21 protein-coding genes are annotated in these 23,693 nt (G+C 45.5%); 6 read left to right on the top strand and 15 right to left on the bottom strand.

The genetic code is table 11. The annotated features are described in order from the left end of the window. Positions 1-7 precede the first annotated feature (7 nt). The 4 genes from pstB to pstS form a co-directional block, all read right to left on the bottom strand. The gene (pstB, locus tag VC178_RS05205) at positions 8-844 is read right to left on the bottom strand and encodes a phosphate ABC transporter ATP-binding protein PstB (protein ID WP_416350538.1); all 837 of its coding nucleotides are present in this window, start codon (positions 842-844) and stop codon (positions 8-10) included. A gap of 8 nt (positions 845-852) precedes the next feature. After that, positions 853-1,719 carry a phosphate ABC transporter permease PstA gene (gene pstA, locus VC178_RS05200; RefSeq protein WP_216123592.1) on the bottom strand — a complete coding sequence of 289 codons (867 nt, stop codon included), beginning with the start codon at positions 1,717-1,719 and terminating at the stop codon, positions 853-855. Then, entirely contained in the window at positions 1,716-2,702 is a 987-nt protein-coding gene (gene pstC / locus VC178_RS05195; RefSeq protein ID WP_215320470.1) for a phosphate ABC transporter permease subunit PstC, read from the bottom strand. Before pstC ends, pstA begins: the two co-directional genes overlap by 4 nt. Positions 2,703-2,790: 88 nt before the next feature. After that, positions 2,791-3,813: a phosphate ABC transporter substrate-binding protein PstS gene (gene pstS / locus VC178_RS05190; RefSeq protein WP_323481806.1), complete on the bottom strand. Its 1,023-nt coding sequence runs from the start codon at positions 3,811-3,813 to the stop codon at positions 2,791-2,793. Between the two features lie 304 nt (positions 3,814-4,117). On the opposite strand from pstS, the gene VC178_RS05185 reads away from it, so the two are divergent. From VC178_RS05185 to VC178_RS05175, 3 genes are all read left to right on the top strand, one after another. Continuing rightward, positions 4,118-4,948, top strand: coding sequence for a hypothetical protein (locus VC178_RS05185; protein ID WP_323481805.1), 831 nt, complete (start codon positions 4,118-4,120; stop codon positions 4,946-4,948). A 93-nt stretch (positions 4,949-5,041) separates the two neighbouring features. Next, positions 5,042-5,461 carry a hypothetical protein gene (locus VC178_RS05180; RefSeq protein WP_323481804.1) on the top strand — a complete coding sequence of 140 codons (420 nt, stop codon included), beginning with the start codon at positions 5,042-5,044 and terminating at the stop codon, positions 5,459-5,461. Positions 5,462-5,463: 2 nt separating this feature from the next. Beyond that, the gene (locus VC178_RS05175) at positions 5,464-6,438 is read left to right on the top strand and encodes a hypothetical protein (protein ID WP_323481803.1); all 975 of its coding nucleotides are present in this window, start codon (positions 5,464-5,466) and stop codon (positions 6,436-6,438) included. A gap of 216 nt (positions 6,439-6,654) precedes the next feature. On the opposite strand, the gene glmM is transcribed toward VC178_RS05175, so the two are convergent. The 4 genes from glmM to VC178_RS05155 form a co-directional block, all read right to left on the bottom strand. After that, positions 6,655-7,998, bottom strand: coding sequence for a phosphoglucosamine mutase (glmM, locus tag VC178_RS05170; protein ID WP_323481802.1), 1,344 nt, complete (start codon positions 7,996-7,998; stop codon positions 6,655-6,657). Positions 7,999-8,037: 39 nt separating this feature from the next. Then, on the bottom strand, positions 8,038-8,907 hold the full coding sequence (gene folP, locus VC178_RS05165) for a dihydropteroate synthase (RefSeq protein ID WP_323481801.1): 870 nt from the start codon (positions 8,905-8,907) through the stop codon (positions 8,038-8,040). Between the two features lie 29 nt (positions 8,908-8,936). Beyond that, positions 8,937-10,814: an ATP-dependent zinc metalloprotease FtsH gene (gene ftsH / locus VC178_RS05160; protein ID WP_215297025.1), complete on the bottom strand. Its 1,878-nt coding sequence runs from the start codon at positions 10,812-10,814 to the stop codon at positions 8,937-8,939. Between the two features lie 158 nt (positions 10,815-10,972). Continuing rightward, the gene (locus VC178_RS05155; RefSeq protein WP_215297023.1) at positions 10,973-11,647 is read right to left on the bottom strand and encodes an RlmE family RNA methyltransferase; all 675 of its coding nucleotides are present in this window, start codon (positions 11,645-11,647) and stop codon (positions 10,973-10,975) included. A gap of 126 nt (positions 11,648-11,773) precedes the next feature. Here VC178_RS05155 and VC178_RS11435 point away from each other — a divergent pair, with 126 nt between their 5' ends. After that, complete coding sequence (locus VC178_RS11435) at positions 11,774-12,400, top strand: YhbY family RNA-binding protein (protein ID WP_416350537.1); 627 nt, start codon at positions 11,774-11,776, stop codon at positions 12,398-12,400. A 52-nt stretch (positions 12,401-12,452) separates the two neighbouring features. Here the strand turns inward: VC178_RS11435 and VC178_RS05145 are convergent, their stop codons facing one another. From VC178_RS05145 to gloB, 7 genes are all read right to left on the bottom strand, one after another. Continuing rightward, positions 12,453-12,944 (bottom strand): DUF4149 domain-containing protein, encoded by a 492-nt coding sequence (locus VC178_RS05145; RefSeq protein ID WP_323481800.1) that lies wholly within the window; start codon positions 12,942-12,944, stop codon positions 12,453-12,455. Positions 12,945-12,952: 8 nt separating this feature from the next. After that, on the bottom strand, positions 12,953-13,429 hold the full coding sequence (greA, locus tag VC178_RS05140; RefSeq protein WP_216123576.1) for a transcription elongation factor GreA: 477 nt from the start codon (positions 13,427-13,429) through the stop codon (positions 12,953-12,955). Positions 13,430-13,485: 56 nt separating this feature from the next. Further along, positions 13,486-16,749: a carbamoyl-phosphate synthase large subunit gene (gene carB / locus VC178_RS05135; RefSeq protein ID WP_323481799.1), complete on the bottom strand. Its 3,264-nt coding sequence runs from the start codon at positions 16,747-16,749 to the stop codon at positions 13,486-13,488. Continuing rightward, a complete protein-coding gene (gene carA / locus VC178_RS05130) occupies positions 16,749-17,936 on the bottom strand; it encodes a glutamine-hydrolyzing carbamoyl-phosphate synthase small subunit (RefSeq protein ID WP_216177991.1) in 1,188 nt (395 codons plus the stop codon). Before carA ends, carB begins: the two co-directional genes overlap by 1 nt. 250 nt (positions 17,937-18,186) lie before the next feature. Beyond that, complete coding sequence (locus VC178_RS05125) at positions 18,187-20,070, bottom strand: propionate--CoA ligase (protein ID WP_323481798.1); 1,884 nt, start codon at positions 20,068-20,070, stop codon at positions 18,187-18,189. A gap of 28 nt (positions 20,071-20,098) precedes the next feature. After that, positions 20,099-21,532 (bottom strand): transglycosylase SLT domain-containing protein, encoded by a 1,434-nt coding sequence (locus VC178_RS05120; protein WP_323481797.1) that lies wholly within the window; start codon positions 21,530-21,532, stop codon positions 20,099-20,101. Continuing rightward, positions 21,532-22,341: a hydroxyacylglutathione hydrolase gene (gene gloB, locus VC178_RS05115; RefSeq protein ID WP_323481796.1), complete on the bottom strand. Its 810-nt coding sequence runs from the start codon at positions 22,339-22,341 to the stop codon at positions 21,532-21,534. The genes VC178_RS05120 and gloB overlap by 1 nt, the downstream gene beginning before the upstream one ends. Before the next feature lie 6 nt (positions 22,342-22,347). Between gloB and VC178_RS05110 the strand changes: the two genes are divergently transcribed. Beyond that, positions 22,348-23,166, top strand: coding sequence for a class I SAM-dependent methyltransferase (locus tag VC178_RS05110; protein ID WP_323481795.1), 819 nt, complete (start codon positions 22,348-22,350; stop codon positions 23,164-23,166). A gap of 9 nt (positions 23,167-23,175) precedes the next feature. Next, positions 23,176-23,640, top strand: a complete 465-nt coding sequence (rnhA, locus tag VC178_RS05105; protein WP_215320442.1) for a ribonuclease HI — start codon at positions 23,176-23,178, stop codon at positions 23,638-23,640. Positions 23,641-23,693 lie beyond the last annotated feature (53 nt).

Raw genomic sequence — 23,693 nt, 5'->3', positions numbered from 1 at the left:
TCTCCAATTAACCGAAGCGACCGGTAATATAGTCTTCTGTTTCTTTACGCTTAGGCTTGATAAAGATTTCATCTGTTTTACCATACTCCACCAAACTACCAAGATACATATAGGCAGTGTAATCCGAGACGCGGGCAGCCTGTTGCATGTTGTGGGTAACAATCGCAATGGTGTATTCGTGCTTAAGCTCATTGATTAGCTCTTCAATTTTTCCAGTAGAGATTGGGTCCAAAGCTGAGGTAGGCTCATCGAGCAGGATAACGGATGGCTTCACAGCAACACCTCGTGCAATACATAATCGCTGCTGCTGACCGCCAGATAAAGACAAACCACTTTGGTTTAATTTATCTTTTGCTTCGGTCCATAAAGCAGCTTTATTGAGAGCCCACTCTACCCGCTCATCCATTTCAGAGCGTGAGAGTTTTTCATATAAGCGAACACCAAAGGCAATGTTTTCATAAATAGACATTGGAAATGGCGTTGGTTTTTGGAATACCATGCCAATACGTGAACGTAATAAATTCAAATCTTGGCCTGGCTCAAGAATATTTTGACCATAGAAGTTAATTTCACCCTCTGCACGTTGACCTGGATAGAGGTCATACATACGATTTAGCGTGCGCAACAGAGTGGATTTACCGCAACCTGATGGGCCAATAAAGGCAGTAACTTTACCTTGCTCAATATCAAGATTGATATTCTTCAGACCTTGGAAAGAGCCATAATAAAAGTTAAGATCTCTCACTTCAAGCGCATTAATCGCAGCTTGACCTGATTGTTGATTTGTTGTTTCCACACTACCCCCTTGACTATCAATCTTATTTAAGTCAAACATTGATTTCATATTACTCATCATCCTTGGACCTTCTCACGGAATACAACGCGTGCCAAAATATTTAAGCCGAGAACGGCAAACGTGATCAGCAAGGCACCACCCCAGGCAAGCTCAACCCAGTTGTCATAAGGACTCATGGCAAATTGGAAAATCACCACTGGCAAATTGGCCATAGGTGCATTCATATTGGTTGAGAAAAATTGATTATTCAGTGCTGTGAAGAGCAATGGGGCTGTTTCACCACTTACACGTGCTAAGGCCAGCAAGATACCAGTCATGACACCACTTTGCGCAGCCCGCAAAGTAATCATAAAAGCTACCTTCCACTTGGGTGTACCCAATGCATAAGCTGCCTCACGTAAACTGCCTGGTACTAAACGCAACATATTTTCAGTAGTGCGAACCACAACAGGTATCGCAATCAGAGCAAGAGCTACAGTACCTGCCCAGCCAGAAAAGTGCCTTGCTTGCGCCACAATAAAGGCATAGACGAACAAGCCAATCACAATCGATGGTGCAGATAACATAATGTCGGTTACAAAGCGGGTCACTGCCGCAACACGGCTGCGATCACCGTATTCAGACAAATACAGACCTGCTAGAACACCAATGGGGGTACTGACCAAGGTACAGGTTCCTACCAATAGAAGACTGCCGACGATTGCATTAGCTAGTCCACCACCTTCTGAACCAGGAGCTGGCGTGCTATGAGTGAACAGACTCAAATCAATAGCTGAAAAGCCCTTAAATAACAAAACACCCAGAATCCAAAAAAGGAAGATCATTCCTAGGAGCATGGCACCCATAGACAAGGTAAGGCCAATCTTATTGGCTCTTTTACGTTTAGCAAAAATGCTTTTGTCGATGTTAGAAGAATTGTTCATGTTTTCAAGCCCTGCTTCTTCTCCATATTATTTAGCATCCACTTTGCGCACGCTAAAACAACGAAGGTAATAATGAACAGTGCCAAGCCTAGGGCAAACAAAGAAGATAAATGGTTACCAGCTTCAGCCTCGCCAAATTCATTAGCCAGAGTTGAAGCAATCGAAGTGCCTGGGGAGAATAAAGAAGCTGATAAGCGATGTGCATTACCGATAACGAAGGTAACAGCCATTGTTTCGCCAAGTGCCCTACCTAATCCCAACATCACGCCACCGATTACGCCAGCCTTGGTATAAGGCAACACAACATTCTTAACCACTTCCCAAGTAGTACAACCAATGCCATACGCTGATTCTTTGAGAACTGGTGGCACGATTTCAAACACATCGCGCATGACAGAGGCAATAAAAGGGAGAATCATCATTGCCAAGATCAAACCTGCACAAAGAATACCAATGCCATTAAAGGCGCCAGAAAATAAGATTCCGAAACCAGGAACTTGTCCTAAGGTACCAGCTAATACTGGTTGAATATATTCAGCAAACAAAGGGGCAAAAATAAATAAGCCAAACATGCCATAAATGATGGATGGCACTGCAGCCAATAATTCAACTGCTGTACCTAATGGTCTGCGAAGTGGGCCTGGGCATAACTCTGTTAAGAAGACGGCAATGCCGAAGCTCAAAGGAACAGCTATCAACAGGGCAATTAATGAGGTGATTACTGTGCCATAAATTGCAATCAGTCCACCAAACTCACCATTAACAACATCCCACTCTTGTGAGAAAAAGAATCCTGGGCCAAATGTATGCAAGGCTGGCCAAGCATTCATCACCAAAGAGATCAATATTCCCATCAATGCAATTAAAACTGACACCGCAAAGAATTGCGTGACCGCATGGAATAAGAAATCCTGTACTCGCTGTAATTTCGCGATTTTCAGAGCTTGCGGCGTAGGTGCCGAGTGAGACTGAGTAATGTCCATTGAGATTGGCTTATTTAAATATTGAAACAGCCCCACAAAGTTGTGGAGCTGCTCATGAATGATTGATTAAGAAAACAAGCATCAAATCTTACTTAGTTACAACCTTCGTAAACACATTCTTGCGAATGAATTCAGTAGTCTTGTCTGGCATTGGAACGTAATCCAACTCTTCTGCCATTTTTTTGCCATCTTTGAAGGCAAAGTCGAAGAACTTAATCACTTCAGCAGCATTTGCCTTGTTTTCAGGATTCTTGTAGAGCAGGATGAAAGATGCACCAGTGATTGGCCATGATTTAGCACCAGGAGCATTGGTAATAAATGTACCCATACCTGGAATAGTTGACCAGTCAGTTCCAGCTGCAGCTGCAGAAAAAGTGAGGTCATCAGGAGAAACATAATTTCCATCTTTGTTTTTCAAAGAAATAAAGGTCATTTTATTTTTCTTGGCATAGGCGTACTCAACATAGCCAATCGAGTTCTTCACGCGGGTCACGTTTGCAGCAACACCTTCATTGCCTTTACCGCCAACTGTAGAGGCTGCAGGCCACTTCACGTTAGCACCAGAGCCAACTGAATCCTTAAACAAAGTACTAGTCTTTGCTAAGTAGTCAGTGAAAATTGCAGTAGTACCAGAACCGTCTGCACGGGTCACTACCGTGATTGGACCAGAAGGAATCTTAACGCCTGGGTTCATGATGGCGATACGCTTATCACCCCAATCAGAAATAAGGCCTTGGAAAATGTCTGCCAATGTTGGTCCGTCTAATTTGATCTCGCCTGGCTTCACACCATCCACGTTAATCACTGGAACAACGCCGCCAATAATGGCTGGGAACTGAACCATGCCATCTTTTTCGAGTTCATCAAATTTGACTGGATTATCAGTAGCGCCGAAATCAACTGTTTTTGCTTTGATTTGCTTGATGCCGCCAGAAGAACCAATAGATTGATAGTTCAAGTTAGAACCCGTTTTGGCCTTGAAGGCTTCAGCCCACTTAGCATAAATAGGATATGGGAATGTTGCGCCTGCACCGGTCATGTCCACAGCAAATGCTGCTGGAGCAAGTGAAATAGCGCCGATAACGAGTGCCTTTTTCAAAAAAGATTTCATGTGATTAGTCCTGATATTGAAATAACGCAACATTGCGATGGATTGACGATACGTTTTCACTATGACGATTTAGTGACAAGCCAACGTTTACAGATAATATCTATATTAATCAATATCTTGCAGAATATTGATTAAACTCATTACTCGGTCAGAAAATGATCATGAATGACTTGAAGCACCTTGTTTTATGCATGTTTTTCAAGCAAAGAGAGGCAAAAGAACTCCCTAAGCATCAGACATCTAAATGACATGGAATTGGACTATAAAAAATCTTTAAATCATTAGTACGTCCTGCAAGATTCTCATGAAACGCCTTTGCTTTGCTCTTCTGCTTCTCCCAATGCTGTCCCATGGATTTGAACCATTGAATACGGATGATGCAGGTACGGTAAAAGCTGGTGGCAATCAAATAGAGCAGTATTTTTTCTCGATTAATCGTAATGGCGGCAATCAACAAGCAGACGTGAACACGCCTGGTGAGGAATATACGGGCAGAACAGATGCAAAAGCCTTTCCTTTTACTTATACCCGTGGCTTAAGCGATCAATTTGAGGCCTCAGTTTCCACGACCTACTACAACCAACCTAGTGGATATTACGCAAAGTTTGCCAACTATGTCCTTGCAAGTAAATGGCGGTTTTATGAGGACGAGCAACTAGGTTATGCCTTTGCCGTTAAGCCCACAGTCGTATTGCCGGCCGGCAAACAGCAACAAGTGGCTGGACTAGGCTTAGCAGCATTCAATTATGGAATTAACTTTATCGCCTCAAAATACTGGCATGACATAGAAGTTCATATGAATGCGATGTATATGCGATCGCCCTACAACATCAATTACAGCGTAGGGTTTGCTACCGACAATAATCGTACAAACATATTTCTAGTTTCAGTAGCGCCTGTTTGGTCAATCAGCAAAGATTTGAAAATAGCACTGGATCTTGGAGTAACAACAAACCCACCGACAGTTGAACAATATGTCAGCCATTACGCCCTGATCGCAGGAATTTACTCACTTACTGAGAGCCTGGATTTAGGACTTTCTTATATGCGTACCGGCATGAATTACAGTCAAACTTTTGCATCGCAACAAGCTAATGCCACGCGCAGCGAAGTCGGAATCACTTGGAGATTCTGAGTAAGCTCGACATCTATTTTTAACAGCTACAAAATTGTCACAATCGCATAGCAAAATCACTCTAACCATTAATGCATTGAATTGGAGTCTGCCATGTACTATCAAATCATTCCCCTAGAGATGGGCTCCTTAGTAGAACGCAATATCTTCCAGCAAGAAAATAAAGAGATTAAGTGTGGAACAGTTTGGAAATTAGGCTCCGTTTTAACCAGCATCAAGCCATCCTTCATCAAGGCTTACGATCCTAATATTGGGATTTGCGTCGATGATATTCCTGGTGGCGCAATCAGCAAGACTTACGGTGGAGAGAAAGTGATTTACTTTTCCGATACTGTCGGGGAAGATGAGCAAGATGAGCTCACGGATATCTTTTACCAAAGTAACCGCAAATATTCTAAGAATTATGCGGATGTCTTTCACGATCTCGGCTGGAAACACTGTAGCTTAGAATCCTATATATTTGGCGAACTGGAAATTAAGGAGTTAACTGATGCGCCTATCTCTCACAAATAAATATGCAATTATTTAAAGCGTTTTTAGTTGGGCTGTTCATCGCCTGCTCGGGCGTTATCTCTGCCCAATCATTTGAGCCTTTTCAGTTTGTCGCCTTAGGTGACATGCCCTACTCTCTTCCGGAAGATGATGTTCGCTATGAGAGATTGATTTCTGAGATTAATAAAACCAAACCGAGCTTTAGCATCTTTATCGGTGATACAAAATCGGGCTCTACTCCATGTAGCGATGAATACAATCAGAAAGTTAAGACCTATTTCAATCAATTTATCTCGCCTCTCATTTACAGCCTTGGTGATAATGAATGGACTGATTGTCATAGACCGCTCGCTGGTTCTTATGATCCCATTGAGCGACTAGATAAGCTCAGAAACATCTTCTTTAATACCTCTAAGAGTCTTGGCAAACAAACGCTTGATCTCACCAGACAAGCCGATGTAGATCCTAAAAATAAAAAGTTCGTTGAGAATGCTTACTGGGTTAAAAATCATTTTCTCTTTGTCAATCTCCATATCCCTGGATCCAATAATAATTTTGAGCGAGATGAACAATCCAAAGCGGAATACTATGAACGAAACCAAGCCAATCTAGATTGGATACAAAGTGCTTTTGCACTTGCCTCGATGAAGGGCTATTTAGGCATTGTCTTTTGCTATCAGGCCGATATGTTTTATACCCCTACGCAAGCAACTCATGCGGAAAGCGGCTATCGAGATACCTTGCACACGCTCAGCAAACATGCGCAGGAGTTTAAGAAGCCCGTTCTCTTAATCCATGGCGATAGCCATCGACTCATCATAGACCAGCCATTAAAAACCATAGACCAAAAACACGTCGTCGAAAATGTTCTGCGCCTGGAAGTAATGGGTGCGGAACAAGTCCAAGCAGTTAAAGTCCAAGTCAATCCTAAGTCTGAGCAACCATTTAGTTTCACGCCAATTCTGTTAAGGCAGAATATGAGTCTTCCTAGGCCCTAAGACCTAAGACCTAAGGCATATTTTTTGATATCCTGCATCAGATTCGTATCACTACATGAAATATCACGCAATCCACACACACGTGTCATATTTCGTTTGTAGAGTGAAGATCTACTTATGGGAGATGTGGCGCAATTCTCTCGTTACTGGTTACGATAAGTTTGCACTAACAGCCCATAGGTAACCAAATTCAGAATTAGCGATGATGATGTATGACTAAATTGTAGGCACTAGATCTGCAATACTCTTTGCAGCACTCATAGCAACATCAGCATCCATGGTTTCAACCATGACCCTCAAGAGAGGCTCAGTGCCAGATGCCCGAATCAATACCCTGCCAGTACCTTTGAGATCATTTTCTACTTTAGCAATCTGCTGCTGTAGAGATTCATCCGACTTCCAGTTGTACCCTGGTTTGAATTTCACATTCAAGAGTACTTGCGGGAAAATCTTCACTGTTTCCAGCAGTTGGGCAAGGCTCTTCTTGTTCTGACTCATGGCCGCTAGGACTTGCAATGCTGCAATCGTGCCATCACCTGTGGAGTGTTGATCTAAACAAAGTAAGTGTCCAGATCCCTCACCACCAATGATCCAGCCTCTTTGCTTGAGTAATTCCAAAACATAACGATCGCCAACATTGGCACGCTCAAAGTGAATGCCAAGTCCTTTAATAGCATTCTCAACGGCTAAATTCGTCATGAGGGTGCCTACTGCCCCGCCCAGCTTTTGGCCTCGATCTAGGCGATCTTTTGCCAAGACGTAGAGCAACTCATCGCCATTGAAGAGACGACCGGTAGCATCCACCATTTGCAAGCGGTCTGCATCACCATCAAGGGCGATACCGATATCAGCATTCACTTCTTTAACTTTAGCAATCAAGGCTGCTGGTGCTGTAGCTCCACATCCATCATTAATATTGCGTCCATCTGGGTTAACGCCAATAGAGATGACTTCGGCACCAAGCTCATGAAATACATGAGGTGCAGTGTGATAAGCAGCGCCATTGGCGCAGTCCACTACCAGCTTCAAACCTTTAAGATTTAATTCACCTGGAAAAGTGGACTTACAAAACTCAATATAGCGCCCTGCTGCATCGTCCAAGCGATAGGCTTTTCCCAATTCTTTGGAGTTTACGCACCCCATGCTTTTTTCTAGCTCAGCCTCAATTAATAGTTCAAACTCATCCGATAACTTATCGCCATTAGCGGAAAAGAATTTGATCCCGTTATCTTGATAGGGATTGTGTGATGCAGAGATCACAATGCCTGCAGAAAGACGCAGTGCTTTCGTGAGATAGGCAACGCCCGGAGTTGGAATGGGGCCGCATAACAGAACGTCAACACCTGCAGCAGCAAAGCCAGCCTCTAGGGCCGCTTCAAGCAAGTAACCCGATACGCGGGTATCTTTGCCGATCAGCACTTTGCAACGCTCACCTGCTTTGACATCCTGATTCAATACCATGCCAGCGGCATAGCCTAGGCGGGTCATGAATTCTGGAACTATCGGAAAGGTGCCTACTTCGCCGCGAATACCATCAGTGCCAAAGTATTGTTTTTTCATAAATATCATTATAAAACTCAGAACTTTAGATTTTTAGATCTAAGTCTGGGTGTTTATGGCCTCCCAAAGCTTTAAGGCGTCAACCGTTTCGGCAACGTCGTGCACACGAATAATATTTGCGCCTCGATCAGCAGCCATGATCGCTGCTGCAATACTAGGGGCAACCCGATCGTTTGCATCTTTACCAGTAATTTTGCCAATCATTGATTTGCGGGATATCCCCGCAAGGACAGGATAGCCCAGTGTTGAGAATGCTTGAAATTGAGAAAGCATATGCAGATTATGTACAAGACTTTTACCAAATCCAAAGCCTGGGTCTATAGCTATTCTGTTTCGCTCGACACCATTTGCTTGTAACAATTCAGCCCGCTCTTGAAGAAATTGCTTCACCTCTGCAATCACATCTTGATATTCCGGATTAAATTGCATTGTGAGGGGGTCACGTTGCATATGCATTAAGACGATGCCGCAATTAGCATGTTCTAGCACGGCATCTATTGCACCTTCTTGCCTCAATGCCCAAATATCATTGACGCAATCTACGCCAGCTTTTAACGCTTGACGCATTGTTTCGGCTTTGTAGGTATCAATTGATAGCGGCACGCCGCAATCCTTTAAACCCTCGATAACAGGCAATACGCGATCTAATTCCTCTTGAAGAGAAACAGGTTCAGCACCTGGTCTAGTCGACTCACCACCAATATCAATCAGATCAACGCCATTTGTGATCATTAGCTCTGCTTTGGCCAATGCATCTTTTGCTACTCTAAATTTGCCACCATCAGAAAACGAATCCGGTGTGGTATTCAGAATCCCCATAACGAGGGGACGCTTGCGTTGATGAAAGTTAAAAAGAAAACGCCCACAACGCCATATTGTGGGCATTAACTGCATGCCTTGTTTGTCCATAAAGACAGCCTGTTAACTAAGACTGATATTTATGCTGTTGCTGGGGCGCTACCCGTTGCTGGACCTGGTGTACCAGCAGAGTTACCAAACTGGGTTGCAGGTGGTGGCTTAGGCGTCCGTGGTGGACGACCTTCCATGATGTCGTTGATTTGTTCAGCATCAATGGTTTCCCATTCTAGCAATGCGGCTACCATCGCTTCAACTTTATCGCGGTTTTGCTCGAGGATTGATCTTGCTAAAGCATATTGGCTATCAATCAGCATCCGAATTTCTGCATCCACTTTTTGCTGTGTCAACTCAGAAACCGTTTTAGTACTGTTGCGACCAAAAATACTTTCTGATTCAGTATCGACATACACCATCGTACCGAGGCTATCACTCATGCCGTAACGAGTAACCATATCGCGAGCCATTTTGGTGGCACGCTCAAAGTCATTAGAAGCACCAGTACTCATGGAATGCAAAAATATTTCTTCAGCAGCACGACCACCGAACAAAATTGCCAACTCTTCCAACATGCGATCTTTATAAAGATTTACACGATCAAATTCAGGCAACTGCCAGGTCACGCCTAGTGCCATACCACGCGGCATGATGGTCACTTTATGCACAGGGTCAGCCTTAGGCAGCACCTTAGCAACTACCGCATGACCAGACTCGTGATACGCCGTATTGCGACGCTCTTCTTCGCGCATCACAGCAGACTTACGCTCAGGACCCATATAGATCTTGTCTTTAGCGTCTTCAAAATCTTTCATATCGACTGAACGCTTATTACGGCGTGCAGCAAACAAAGCAGCTTCATTTACTAGATTCGCTAAGTCAGCACCAGAGAAACCGGGAGTGCCACGAGCCAATACTGCAGCATTCACATCTGGGTCAATCGGAACCTTACGCATATGTACTTGCAAGATTTGTTCACGGCCACGAATATCTGGCAAGCCAACATGCACTTGACGATCAAAACGTCCCGGACGCAATAAGGCTTTATCCAACACGTCTGAACGGTTAGTTGCGGCAACCACAATCACGCCGCTATTGCTTTCGAAGCCATCCATCTCAACCAGCATTTGATTCAAGGTTTGTTCGCGCTCGTCATTACCACCGCCCATACCAGCACCACGATGACGACCTACTGCATCGATCTCGTCAATAAAGATGATGCATGGAGAATTCTTCTTGGCGTTTTCAAACATATCGCGCACGCGAGATGCACCAACGCCCACAAACATTTCTACGAAATCAGATCCTGAAATCGAGAAAAAAGGAACTTTCGCTTCACCCGCAATCGCTCGCGCTAATAAGGTCTTACCAGTACCAGGAGGGCCAACAAGCAAGACGCCATGGGGAATACGTCCACCAAGCTTTTGGAACTTCTGCGGATCTTTTAAGAAGTCGACCAACTCAAATACTTCTTCTTTTGCTTCATCGCAACCCGCTACATCGGCGAAGGTAACGGTGTTGCTGTTCTCATCAATAAGACGAGCCTTCGACTTACCGAAGGAGAATGCACCACCTTTACCGCCACCTTGCATTTGGCGCATCATGAAAAACCAGAAACCGATAATTAATAAAGTAGGTCCAAGATAGTACAAAGCAGAAACCAGCATATTCGGTTCATCTTCTGCTTTACCAGTCACTTGAACGCCATACTTCATTAAATCACCCACCATCCAGATATCACCTGGAGAGATGATGGAATATTTATTACCATCCGCAGGAGTAACCTGCAATGTGCGACCTTGTACATCAACGCGCTTTACCTTGCCGGATTTGGCGTCATCCATAAATTGGGAATAGGTAACCTGATTCTGGTCCTTAGGCTTATCGAACTGTTTAAAAACAGTAAAAAGCACCAAGCCCACAATGAGCCACACACCGATTTTTTGGAACATATTGCTGTTCAAAATTGAGTCCTTTTCTGGAGAAAACCAGGAGTTAAAGCGAATCGCTACATAAGTATTTGATTCTACTACCAGCCTTTTTCAAGGGCTAATGGGATGTTTATTTGATAAACCCATTCATTTCAGGGGGTTATTGGACTATTCTAGGACGAATTGCTCCCTTATTTAGGAGATTTTAGGTTTCTTCCCAAGAGAAAGATTTCTGAAGACTTGGCTCTAGAGGCCTTGGGCTTTCTAGAGGCGACGGTTTTGAAGACCTTTTTGAACGATTCCACGATCTGGCTATAGCCGCTGCCATTGAAGCATTTAATCAGTAGGGCACCCTCAGGCTTAAGGTGATCAACTGCAAAGTCGAGCGCAATCTCTGCCAAAAAGGCCATGCGGGCAGCATCAGCTACGCCGACCCCCGAAAGATTAGGGGCCATATCCGAGAGAACGAGATCAACCTTGCCTTCTGCATTTTTTGGCAATAAGGCTTCGAGAGCTGCAAGACCCTCCTCCTCACGAAAATCGCCCTGGATAAAGCTCACATCAGCAATATCTTCCATTGGCAAGATATCAATCGCAATAATTTGGCCATCGGGTTTACCTGACTCAATCTTAGGATTACTTTTGCCCAATTCAGTCAAACGGTTACGGGCATATTGAGACCAGCTGCCGGGGGCGCTACCCAAGTCAACAATCGTCATCCCTGCCTTAATCAGGTGATCTTGCTCATCGATTTCACTGAGCTTATAAACCGCTCTTGCGCGATAGCCCTCTTTTTGAGCCATCTTCACATAAGGATCAGTCAGATGATCCTGCAACCAACTTTTATTAAATTTATTCTTCGCCACAACTTACCCACTTTCGCCCTACATTTTCCTAGTTTCTGCCCCCTAAAGCAAAAGGAATCGACTGAAAACCAAGCAAATCCAGTCTAAATAGGCGCTTTTACCAATCAATGCTCTATCATCAAGTCCATGACAGCACTGACTATTACCCCTGCCCAACGTAAATCCCTCAAAGCTGATGCACACGATTTAAGTCCTGTGGTGATGATTGGCGGGGACGGCCTCACTCCAGCAGTCATTAAGGAAGCAAAGTTAGCCATCAATCATCATGGCTTAATTAAGGTCCGCGTATTTGGTGATGATCGTAAAGCTCGCATCGCAATCTATGAAGAGCTATGCGAGCAATTAGATGCCGCACCAGTGCAGCACATTGGCAAATTACTGGTGCTTTGGAAACCAAAAGATATCGTTGATGAGGCTTATGCCAATTTAGGTCGCTCCAGCAAACAAACTAAAAAAACTTTGCAAGCACCCCGCACCAAACGTCAGCCTAATCGTGCACCAGCAAAATCGGGTGTTCGCACCAGCAGCTCTGAAAGATCAGACCGTCGTTCAGCGTCCAATAAATCGCCATTTGAACGTGCGGCGGCCGTCAAATCCTCAACACCTAAGAAGCGCGTTCTTCGCTCAGAAGCTGCTGAGTCTAAGATTGGCTGGTCCTCACCTGGCTATCGCAAGGCAGCTGCAGCACCTGCCCCGATTAAGAGACGCAAGGTTCGCATGAGTAGCAATAAGAAAAAATCTCTTGGCTCCTAGAGCTTAATTTTTTCTTAAAGAGCGTCGCTAGTCGGCGTTTTTTATTAGCAATCTAATACTGCTTGGTATATGAACCGATTAAGCGCCAGACTAAATAGATGCCAAGCGCGCTCTGTATTAAGTACAACGCACTAGAGGCTCCATGGAGTTTGCCAAAGAGTTCGGCGGAGGGCGAAAGCATTACCGGCATACCTTGCATTAAAGCTTGATCGCGAAGAGTATTCATCCAAGGCATCAAGACCAGCACACCCAGCAAAGAACACAGCAACATTGCTAACAAAAGCCAACGAGCCAAGCGATAAGCATTCAGGCCACGTCTAACCAAGAGATTGGCCAGTACCAATAATGCAATGGAAATGGTAATGCTCAAGTACGCTTCAATTCTAAAAATGGCTCCCGCTACCATTCCGGCAACTTGACGATCTGTCAAAGCACTAAAGATAGCTGGTGCCACTAAATAGCCAACGGTTAGAAGGCTACCTACCCAAAATGATGCTATTAGCGTAAAGAGTCTTTGCGCTCCAAAATAGTGAGCAGCGCTCATGATATTAATTAGATATAGCGGACTGACAAGATCTCGACTTCTCGATTGCCGCCAGGAGCTTGCACAGCAACCACATCACCCTCTTCTTTGCTGATTAAGGCACGGGCAATCGGAGAGCTAATAGAGATTTTGTTTGATGCAATATCTGCTTCATCATCACCTACGATTTGATAAGTGAACTTTGTGCCGTCTTCGAGATCCTCAAGATCAACTGTGGCACCAAAAACGACACGGCCAGAAACATCTAATGTTGCAGGATCGATAATTTGAGCAGCAGAGAGTTTGCCCTCTAGTTCTTGAATGCGACCCTCAATAAAACCTTGCTTTTCTTTAGCGGCATCGTACTCAGCATTTTCTGAAAGATCACCTTGAGCGCGCGCTTCAGAAATGGCATTAATCACTGCTGGACGTTCGACATGCTTGAGGCGGTGCAACTCCTCTTTCAGGAGTTCTGCACCACGCTTGGTAATGGGAATTGTGCTCATGCTACTAACCTAACTTAAAAACAGGCGCAAAACGCGCCTATAGATTGGATTTTAGATTAAATGAGCGTCCGATGTAAGTTTTGTAATGAATACACCTCGAGTGACTCTTTGCTGCCATTTTGGGATGCCAGCAATCCATCCATGACTGCACGAGCTGCACTAATGGTGGTGTAGTAGGTCACGCCATTTGCTTGAGCACTAGTTCGAATAGACCTAGAGTCAGCAATGGCAGTCCGGGTCTCATCCACCGTCGTGAACACCAAGGAGATATCACCATTTTTAATGAAATCTACAATATGAGGACGGCCGTCTTTGACTTTATTCACGACGCGCACCGGCAACCCAGCAGCCTCAATAGCAGCAGCCGTTCCTTTGGTAGCCACCATTGGGAAACCGAGCTGGTGCAATAACTTAGCCACCTCAACTGTCTTGGGCTTATCACTATCTTTCACTGTCAGGAGCACAGTACCGCTCTTCGGCAATTTAATGCCAGCACCCAATTGCGATTTGAAGAGCGCTTCACCAAAGGTTTTACCCACACCCATCACTTCACCAGTAGAGCGCATTTCCGGTCCCAGAATAGGATCAATGCCGGGGAACTTATTAAATGGAAATACTGCCTCTTTGACAGAGAAGTATGGAGGCTTTACTTCAGACTTGATACCTTGCTGCTCCAAAGATTGGCCCACCATGCAACGAGCAGCAATCTTCGCTAGTTGTAAACCCGTTGCCTTAGAGACAAACGGTACGGTGCGAGATGCCCGTGGGTTAACTTCCAAAACGTAAATCACATCTTTACCATCTACATTCTGAATCGCAAACTGAACATTCATGAGACCAATAACATTGAGACCTTTAGCCATCGCTGCAGTTTGACGCTTGATCTCTTGAACTGTTTCATCGGAGAGTGAGTAAGGAGGTAATGAACATGCTGAGTCACCTGAGTGAACACCGGCCTGCTCAATGTGCTCCATCACGCCACCAATAAAAACCTTCTGACCGTCGCTAATGCAATCCACATCGCACTCTATTGCATCATTGAGGAAGCGATCAAGTAAAACTGGAGAGTCATGAGAGACTTTGACTGCTTCACGCATGTATCGCTCAAGATCACGACCATCGTGAACGATTTCCATGGCGCGACCGCCTAATACATAGGAGGGACGCACTACCAAGGGATAGCCGATTTCTTCGGCAAGTTTCAATGCCTCTTCTTCAGCCCGTGCAGTCCGGTTAGGCGGTTGACGCAAACCTAGGTCTTGCAAGAGTTTTTGGAAGCGCTCGCGATCTTCCGCTGCATCAATCATGTCGGGCGATGTACCAATAATCGGTACACCATTGCGCTCTAGGTCTAAAGCGAGTTTCAGAGGCGTTTGGCCACCGTATTGGACAATTACCCCTTTGGGTTTTTCTTTCGCAACAATTTCTAATACGTCTTCAAGCGTGAGGGGCTCAAAATACAAGCGGTCCGAAGTATCGTAGTCAGTAGAAACAGTTTCTGGATTGCAGTTGACCATAATGGTTTCATAACCATCATCCCGCATCGCTAAGGCAGCGTGCACACAGCAATAGTCAAATTCGATACCTTGACCAATACGGTTAGGGCCGCCGCCCAAGACCATAATTTTCTCTTTACTTGTGGGACGAGATTCGCATTCACCATGCTCAGCCTCATATGTCGAATACATATAGGCTGTATTGGTCGAGAACTCAGCGGCACAGGTATCTACCCGCTTATAGACTGGTACTACTTTTAAGCGATGACGTGCAGCACGCACGGAAGATGCGTCAACTCCCAGTAACTTTGCCAAGCGACGATCAGAGAAGCCTTTTTGCTTTACAAAACGCAGTTCTGCAGCTGAGAGACTATCAATCTTGCGTAGCTTCAGTTCAGTCTCAATCGTAATGAGTTCTTCAATTTGTTCTAAGAACCAAGGGTCTACTTTGGTTTCGTTATAGATTTCATCTAAACCCATGCCCATGCGGAAGGCATCAGCAAGGTACCAAATACGGTCAGGTCCGGGCTCATTGATTTCATTGATGATGTCATCCAGATCTGTCGAGAACTCGTCTAAACCATCCACACCAACCTCTAAGCCACGTAAGGCTTTTTGAAAAGACTCTTGGAAAGTGCGGCCAATAGCCATTACTTCTCCAACCGACTTCATTTGGGTTGTCAAACGGGAATCGGCCTGTGGGAATTTTTCAAACGCAAAACGGGGAATCTTGGTGACTACGTAGTCAATCGATGGCTCGAATGATGCTGGAGTAGCGCCACCAGTGATGTCGTTATTCAGTTCATCCAGTGTGTAACCCACTGCTAATTTGGCTGCGATCTTGGCAATCGGGAAGCCAGTGGCTTTGGATGCCAAAGCTGATGAGCGGGAAACTCGAGGGTTCATCTCAATCACAATCATGCGACCATCCACTGGATTGATAGAGAACTGAACGTTTGAGCCACCAGTATCCACACCGATTTCACGGAGAACCGCAATCGATGCATTGCGCATAATTTGATATTCTTTATCGGTCAATGTTTGGGCGGGCGCAATAGTAATGGAGTCACCCGTGTGGACACCCATTGGATCTAAGTTTTCAATTGAGCAAACAATGATGCAGTTGTCGTTACGGTCACGCACCACTTCCATCTCAAATTCTTTCCAACCAAGCAACGACTCTTCAATTAAGAGTTCACGAGTTGGGGATAAATCAAGACCACGTTTGCAAATCTCTTCGAACTCTTCACGGTTATAAGCAATCCCGCCACCCGATCCACCCATGGTGAAGGAAGGACGTATTACTACTGGGAAACCAGAACTGCCAGTTTCCTGTTGAATCCGCTGCTGGACATCTAATGCTTCATCCATGGAGTGAGCGATACCAGATTTTGCAGAGCCAAGACCAATCTTGGTCATTGCATCTTTAAATTTCTGACGATCTTCTGCTTTATCAATAGCTTCTGGTGAAGCACCAATTAATTCACAGCCATATTTTTTTAATACGCCATAGCGATGCAAATCTAATGCGCAGTTCAAAGCAGTTTGACCGCCCATAGTTGGCAAGATGGCATCTGGTTTTTCGGTTGCTATGATGCGCTCTACTACCTCCCAAGAGATTGGCTCAATATAAGTTACATCAGCCATCTCAGGGTCGGTCATGATAGTTGCAGGATTACTGTTTACTAGAATGACTTTGTAACCCTCATCTCGTAGTGCTTTACAAGCTTGTGCACCGGAGTAGTCAAACTCACACGCCTGTCCGATCACAATCGGACCAGCGCCAATAATCAAGATGCTCTGAATGTCGCTACGCTTAGGCATTATTTGCCCTCCTTCTTGCTGGCAGCATTCATAAGCTCCACAAATCGATCAAATAAATAGGCGATGTCATGCGGTCCAGGTGATGCTTCAGGGTGGCCCTGGAAACAAAGCGCTGGCTTATCCTTCCAAGCCAAGCCTTGCAACGATCCATCAAATAAGGAAACATGCGTCACGCGAATGTTATCTGGCAAGGTATTGGCATCCACAGCAAAGCCATGATTTTGAGAAGTAATAGCAACACGGCCAGTATCCAAATCTTTCACTGGATGATTTGCACCATGGTGACCAAACTTCATCTTCAGGGTTTTAGCGCCTGCTGCCAAGCCCATAATTTGATGGCCTAAGCAGATACCAAAAGTGGGTACGCCTTTTTCAATGATTTCTTTTGCAGCAGCGATTGCGTAATCACAAGGACCAGGATCTCCAGGACCGTTTGAGAAAAATACGCCGTCGGGATTCATTGCTAAAACTTCAGCAGCAGAGGTTTGTGCAGGTACCACTGTCAACTCGCATCCACGTTCAGTGAGCATGCGCAAAATATTGCGCTTCACGCCAAAGTCATAAGCAACCACTTTTTTGGTGGGTTTGGTTTTATCTAGAGTTCTATAAACTGGTTTGTCATCGGGACCATGTAATTCCCACTCAGCTTCACGCCATTCATACGCTTTGGGAGTTGTCACTACTTTGGCTAAGTCCAGTCCAGACATTCCAGTAAAGGCTTTAGCTAGCTCAAGCGCCTTTTTAGACAAGACCTCGTAATCCTCGCCCAACTTACCCGCCACAATAGCGCCAGATTGGGCGCCTTGATCACGCAAGATACGGGTGAGTTTACGGGTATCGATTCCAGAGATCCCAACAACTCCGGCTTTAGTGAGGTAGCTATCTAAACTCCCCTCAGAGCGGAAATTAGAAACCCGTTTTGGTAGATCTTTAATCACGAGACCAGCAGCATGAATTTGATCTGATTCAGCATCTTGTGGATTTACGCCGACATTCCCAATATGAGGGTAGGTCAAGGTCACGATTTGGCGTGAATAACTTGGATCGGTAATGATCTCTTGATAACCCGTTAAGGCGGTATTGAAAACAACTTCACCGGTAGTTTCGCCAGGAGCGCCAATACTAAAACCGGGGAATATGGTGCCATCGGCTAGAGCCAACACGGCAGGAGGAAAAGAAGGAAGCAAGGGTGACAAACCATCTCCAGTCCCTGCTCCATCCGACGCTCAAAACCCCTAAAAAGACTAACCCGAGGCTTGTTTATGCGGGAGGTGAGTGTCTTTAAGCGCTAGGGTATTTAATAAGTTTCGAACCTTGCAATCATACCAGTTTTGGTCCATAAACCCTTGAATCCCCAGCCTAATGGGCTTTAGAGGTGGCTCCTCCCCAAATTCGAAATCTGGGGTGATGCAAAAAAGTGTTTTTTGCTGCTGGAGTTTAAGCAGCTGCACCTTGCTCAATAATGGTCTTGATCTGAGCTAACACTGTCTGGTCTTCCATAGTGCTGATATCACCTGGATCGCGCCCTTCAGCAACCGCTTGCAATGCGCGGCGCACGATCTTGCCAGAACGGGTTTTCGGTAATGCGGTCACGACATAAACACGGCCGGGACGAGCAATCGCTCCTAACTGGCTATCTACTGTCTTCATGCACTCTTTTTCTAAATTGTCCGCTTTGGATGAATCTTTAGGAATAACAAAGGCAATGGCTGCCTGACCTTTTAGCTTGTCTTCAATACCAACCACCGCAACTTCAGAAATATTGGGATGACTAGAGATGCTTTCTTCAATTTCCCGTGTACCAAGGCGGTGGCCAGCAACGTTAATCACATCATCAGTACGACCCAAGATAAAGAAGTAACCATCTTTATCTTTAATACCCCAGTCGAAGGTGGAATAAATTAACTTCCCAGGAATCGTTTCCCAATAGGTGCTCACGAAACGCTTGTCATCGCCCCAAACAGTTTGCATACAACCTGGAGGTAGCGGACCTTCAATCGCGATGACACCCTTTTGATCAGGGCCTAACTCGGCGGAGCTAGCATCATCTAGAAGTTTCATGTTGTAACCGAAGGATGGCACGCCTGGTGAACCGAACTTATGGGGCATCACTTCTACGCCACGTTGAATCGCCAACATTGGCCAACCAGTTTCAGTCTGCCAGTAATTATCGACAATTGGTTTTTTAATCGCATCATGAATCCAACTTGCTGTTGGTTCATCGAGTGGCTCACCAGCCAAGAATAAAGCACGTAATGTGGAAAGATCATGCTTGGTTAAGAATGCAGAATCTTGTTTTTTGAGAACACGCACCGCAGTAGGTGCAGAGAACATCACGGATACTTTGTATCTGGCAACCAACTCCCACCAAATGCCAGCATCGGGACGTAATGGCGTGCCTTCATACATGATCGTTGCCATGCCATTGAGCAATGGGCCATAAATGATGTAGCTATGCCCAACTACCCAACCAATGTCTGAGGTGGTGAACATCGTTTCACCAGCTTTGCCACAGAAAATATGGTTCATGGTGGACATCAATGCCACTGCGTAACCACCGGTGTCACGTTGAACACCCTTAGGTTTACCGGTCGTTCCTGAGGTATAGAGAATGTAGGAAGGATGCGTTGCATCTACCCATTCAATCGGAACAATATCGTTGAGGTGTTGTTGGCGCTCAGACGCATAGTCCAAGTCTCTTCCAGCCACAGTAGTGAACTCAGACAGTCCACGATTTACGATCAATACTTTTTCTGGTTTGTAGCTGGCGAGAGTAATTGCCTCATCCAATAGTGGCTTATATGGCACCGCTTTACCACCTCGCATACCTGCTTCAGAAGTCACCACCATTTTTGGTTTTGCATCATCAATGCGGGAAGCAAGGCTATGGGAAGCAAAGCCACCGAATACTACTGAGTGAATAGCCCCGATACGGGCACAAGCCAACATTGCGAAGCAGGCTTGGGCAATCATCGGCATATAAATCAATACACGATCACCTTTTTTAATGCCATTGGCTTTATAAATAGCAGCCATACGATTCACTTCTTCGTAGAGCTCTTTAAATGTGTACGCCTTCTCTTGATCGGTTTCTGTAGAAACCGCTACTAATGCAATTTGATTTGGGTTGACTTGGTAGTGACGATCCACAGCGTTGTAGCAAAGATTCGTTAGGCCACCTTCAAACCATTTTGCAAATGGGGGGTTGTCGTAGTTCAGAACCTGATCGAAGGGCTTTTCCCAATGAATCAAATTAGCCTGCTCAGCCCAAAATCCGTCTGGGTCTTTGATCGAGCGTTCGTGATGTGCTTTATAAGACATGGTCAACCTAATCTAAAAGTTTCTGAAATTACGGGTTTTTACTCGCCCCCTTGGCACTAGGGTTACCGCTTGAGGACGCTGAACTAACATTTTTCGCAGATTTTGCAAGTCCTGTCGATGCGGATTTATGCTGAGATGCAGCATTTTTTTGCGGAGATTTAGCCTTAGCAACCGTTTCAACGCCTTTGTTTGGTTTAACTGGGGCGCATTTCACTGCTTTAACATTCTTCACCCCTTTAGCGGGTTTAGGGCAATTCGGTGTGGGTGGCGGTGGCTTAACTAGACTCAGGCTGGCATTGTCTGCCATCGCCGAAGAAACATCTCCTGAACGATTACCAACCTTAGGAATGATCACGGTAGATCCCGCCTTGATACGCATACCACTCGGAATGGCATTCACTTGTCTTAGCGCCTCTGGACTGACGCCCAATGTTTTGGCAGCTTGATCAACGCTTTCAGTTTTACTAATCCTCACTGCGGTCCAAGAAGACAGGGGTTTCGTGTACTTCTTGAGATTTTCTTGAAAGATTTCTGCATGGCCGAACGGCAATAAGATTTGTTGGTTAGCATTACTCAGAATTACAGGCTTATTAAATGAGGGATTCAAACTATGAAATTCATCTTCTGGAATTTCTGCCAACTTAATCGCCAAGGCAACATCAATATCATTACCAACATCTAGCGCAACAAAGTAAGGGTGGTTTTCTAATTCTGGCAAGACGATGCCATAAGCTGATGGATCTAAAACAATCTGTCGATAGGCCATCAATTTAGGAACATACATGCGGGTTTCGCGAGGCATGTTCAAACTCGCATAATCCGTTGATAGGCCTGCAGCGAGATTGCGTTTTTGGGCTTTAGCAACATTGCCGGCACCCCAGTTATAAGCTGCGAGAGCCAACTCCCAACTACCAAATTGATTATAGAGACGCTGTAAATAATCCAAAGCAGCATCGGTGGATTGCAAAACGTCTCTACGCTCATCGCGAAAGACGTTTTGCGTTAATTGAAAATCTTTTCCAGTTGCTGGCATAAATTGCCACAGGCCTACCGCTTTTGCACTCGATTTAGCATGGGTAACAAATGCACTCTCCACAAAGGGAAGCAAGGCTATTTCGGTTGGCATATTGCGCGCATTGACTTCTTGCACAATATAAAAAAGGTAACGCGATGAACGTGTCATAGAGCGGTTGACATAATCAGGTCGAGCACTTAACCAGCGAACTTGCTCAATCTCTAATGGGGTATTCATCGGCTCCATTTGAAAGCCATCCCGAATCCGTATCCATAAATTATCAGAAGGTGCATACACCTTACTAACAGACTGATTCTTCAGATTAACGGAAGTAGCCTTGGATGCTTTAGAGCCTGCTTTAGCTGGCGTATCCGATGACCAAACACCCGTGCTGGCACAGCCTGATAAAAAAACGGCAACCGCGATTGCCGCATAGATCAAACGCATCAGAATCGATCTTTCCAAGCACGAATCACTGCTAGCACATGCGCTGGACTCGGAAGATCTGCTTGATGAGAAGCCGCTTTGGCAGACGCAATCACCACCGCCTGATCACTGCGCATAAACGGATTTACTTGTAGCTCTTGTCCAATTGTTGTCGGTAGCGTTGGCAAACCTTGTTGACGAAGTTTCTGCGCACGCTCTGACCAAGAGATTAAGTTCGCATTATTTGGCTCGACTGCAAGTGCAAATCGAATATTGGATAAAGTGTATTCATGGGTACAGTACACCAATGTATTCATAGGGAGTGCAGCAAACTTGGCTAAAGACTCTGTCATCTGGGTTGGTGTGCCCTCAAACAAGCGTCCGCACCCAGAAGCAAATAGGGTATCGCCACAAAACAACATAGGCTCGACAAGGTTAGATTGCATATCCGCAAAATAAGCGATGTGACTTAGGGTATGGCCTGGCACCTCATAAACTTTTAGACTAATACGCGGGGAATCGATCTCAAACTGATCGCCCTCTTTTGCCACTTGAGTTCGCCCAGGAATATCGTTACCGGCAGGGCCATATACCGGTATCTGGGGACCCAATGCATTCAATAAGTTGAGAATGCCACCAGTATGGTCCGCATGATGATGGGTAATCAGAATGCCTTTTAGCGTCAGCTCAGACTTTGAGAGGTAATCCAGAACAGGAGCAGAATCGCCCGGATCAACCACCAAGGCTGACTTTCCATCATGGATGCACCAGATGTAGTTGTCATCAAAGGCCGGGATCGGCCAAACTTGCAATAAAGTATTCTTATCCATAAACCGATGATACCAACCCCACCTATTCCTTCGCAGATGCCAGCACCCCCTTGGAGTTCATGGGAGAAGTGGCTCCAGTCGCCTCCTGGGCAGTATGTGCTCGGCTGGGAGCAAAAGTGCTTTGATCACATTGTTGCGGATGTTTTTGGCTTCCATGCCGTCCAAATTGGCCTACCCCAAATTAACGCCCTAAGCGAAAACCGCATGCCCTTGCATGCCCTCTTGGTGAACTCACAAGATAGTCGAAAAGATGCGCACCGTTTTGGTTGGCGTGTCATAGAAGGTAACGCGAATGAGCTCCCCTTTGCCAATGAAAGTATTGACCTCATTGTTTTGCCTCACGTCCTCGAGTTTGCAGCCGATCCCCATCAAATTTTGCGTGAAGTGGATCGAGTATTGCTCCCCGAGGGTCGCTTGGTCATTTCTGGTTTTAATCCTGCCAGCTTATGGGGCGCAAGACAATATCTCAGTAGGCTGGTTGGCAATCCTTATCTACCGCGGGATGGCCAATTTATTGGCCTCTTACGTATTAAAGATTGGCTGCAACTATTGAATTATTCACTCGACCGTGGTCACTTCGGGTGTTACAAATTTCCTTTGCACGGCGAACCTGCCATGAACCGCATGGACTTTCTCGAACCGATGGGCAACCGTTGGTGGCCTATCTTTGGTGCAGTGTTCATCGTCTCGGCAATCAAGCGTCACAAAGGCATGAGGCTAATAGGTCAAGTGGCATCTGTTCGCCTTCCAGCAATCAACCAGTTAGCCCCTGCTGCCGAACGTAATCAATTATGCGATTCCTTGAACAAGACTGAGGTCAATTAAATTAGCAATATGCCTCATACCAAACCAGCACATCACCCTCCTCATATCGTCATCTATACCGATGGTGCCTGCAAAGGTAACCCCGGGCCAGGAGGATGGGGTGCGGTCCTGCGTTCAGGTAATCATGAGAAGCAGATCCATGGCGGTGAAAAACTCACCACCAACAATCGCATGGAAATCTGTGCCGTGATCTTTGCCCTTCGCGCCTTGAAACAACGAAGTTCCGTTGAGCTTTGGACGGATTCCCAATATGTCCAAAAAGGGGTCACTGAATGGCTTGAGGGCTGGAAAAAGCGTGGATGGAAGACCGCCAGCAAAGATCCAGTCAAAAACGCTGATTTATGGCAAGAATTGGACGCCTTGCTCCCTGACCACGATATTTCTTGGCACTGGGTCAGGGGTCACAATGGCCATCCCGGAAACGAGCTGGCTGATCAGCTTGCTAATAAGGGTGTTGAAGAGTTTTTACCCTAGGTTAGATTAGCCCTCGCCCAGCGCGATTAAAGCCCGCTTATGAGAGAATGGGC

Origin of the sequence: Polynucleobacter sp. AP-Sanab-80-C2, assembly GCF_035012965.1 — a bacterium.
Taxonomy (GTDB): domain Bacteria; phylum Pseudomonadota; class Gammaproteobacteria; order Burkholderiales; family Burkholderiaceae; genus Polynucleobacter.
Note: the sequence above shows the minus strand (reverse complement) of the source record. Positions and strands in the feature narration are given on the sequence as shown.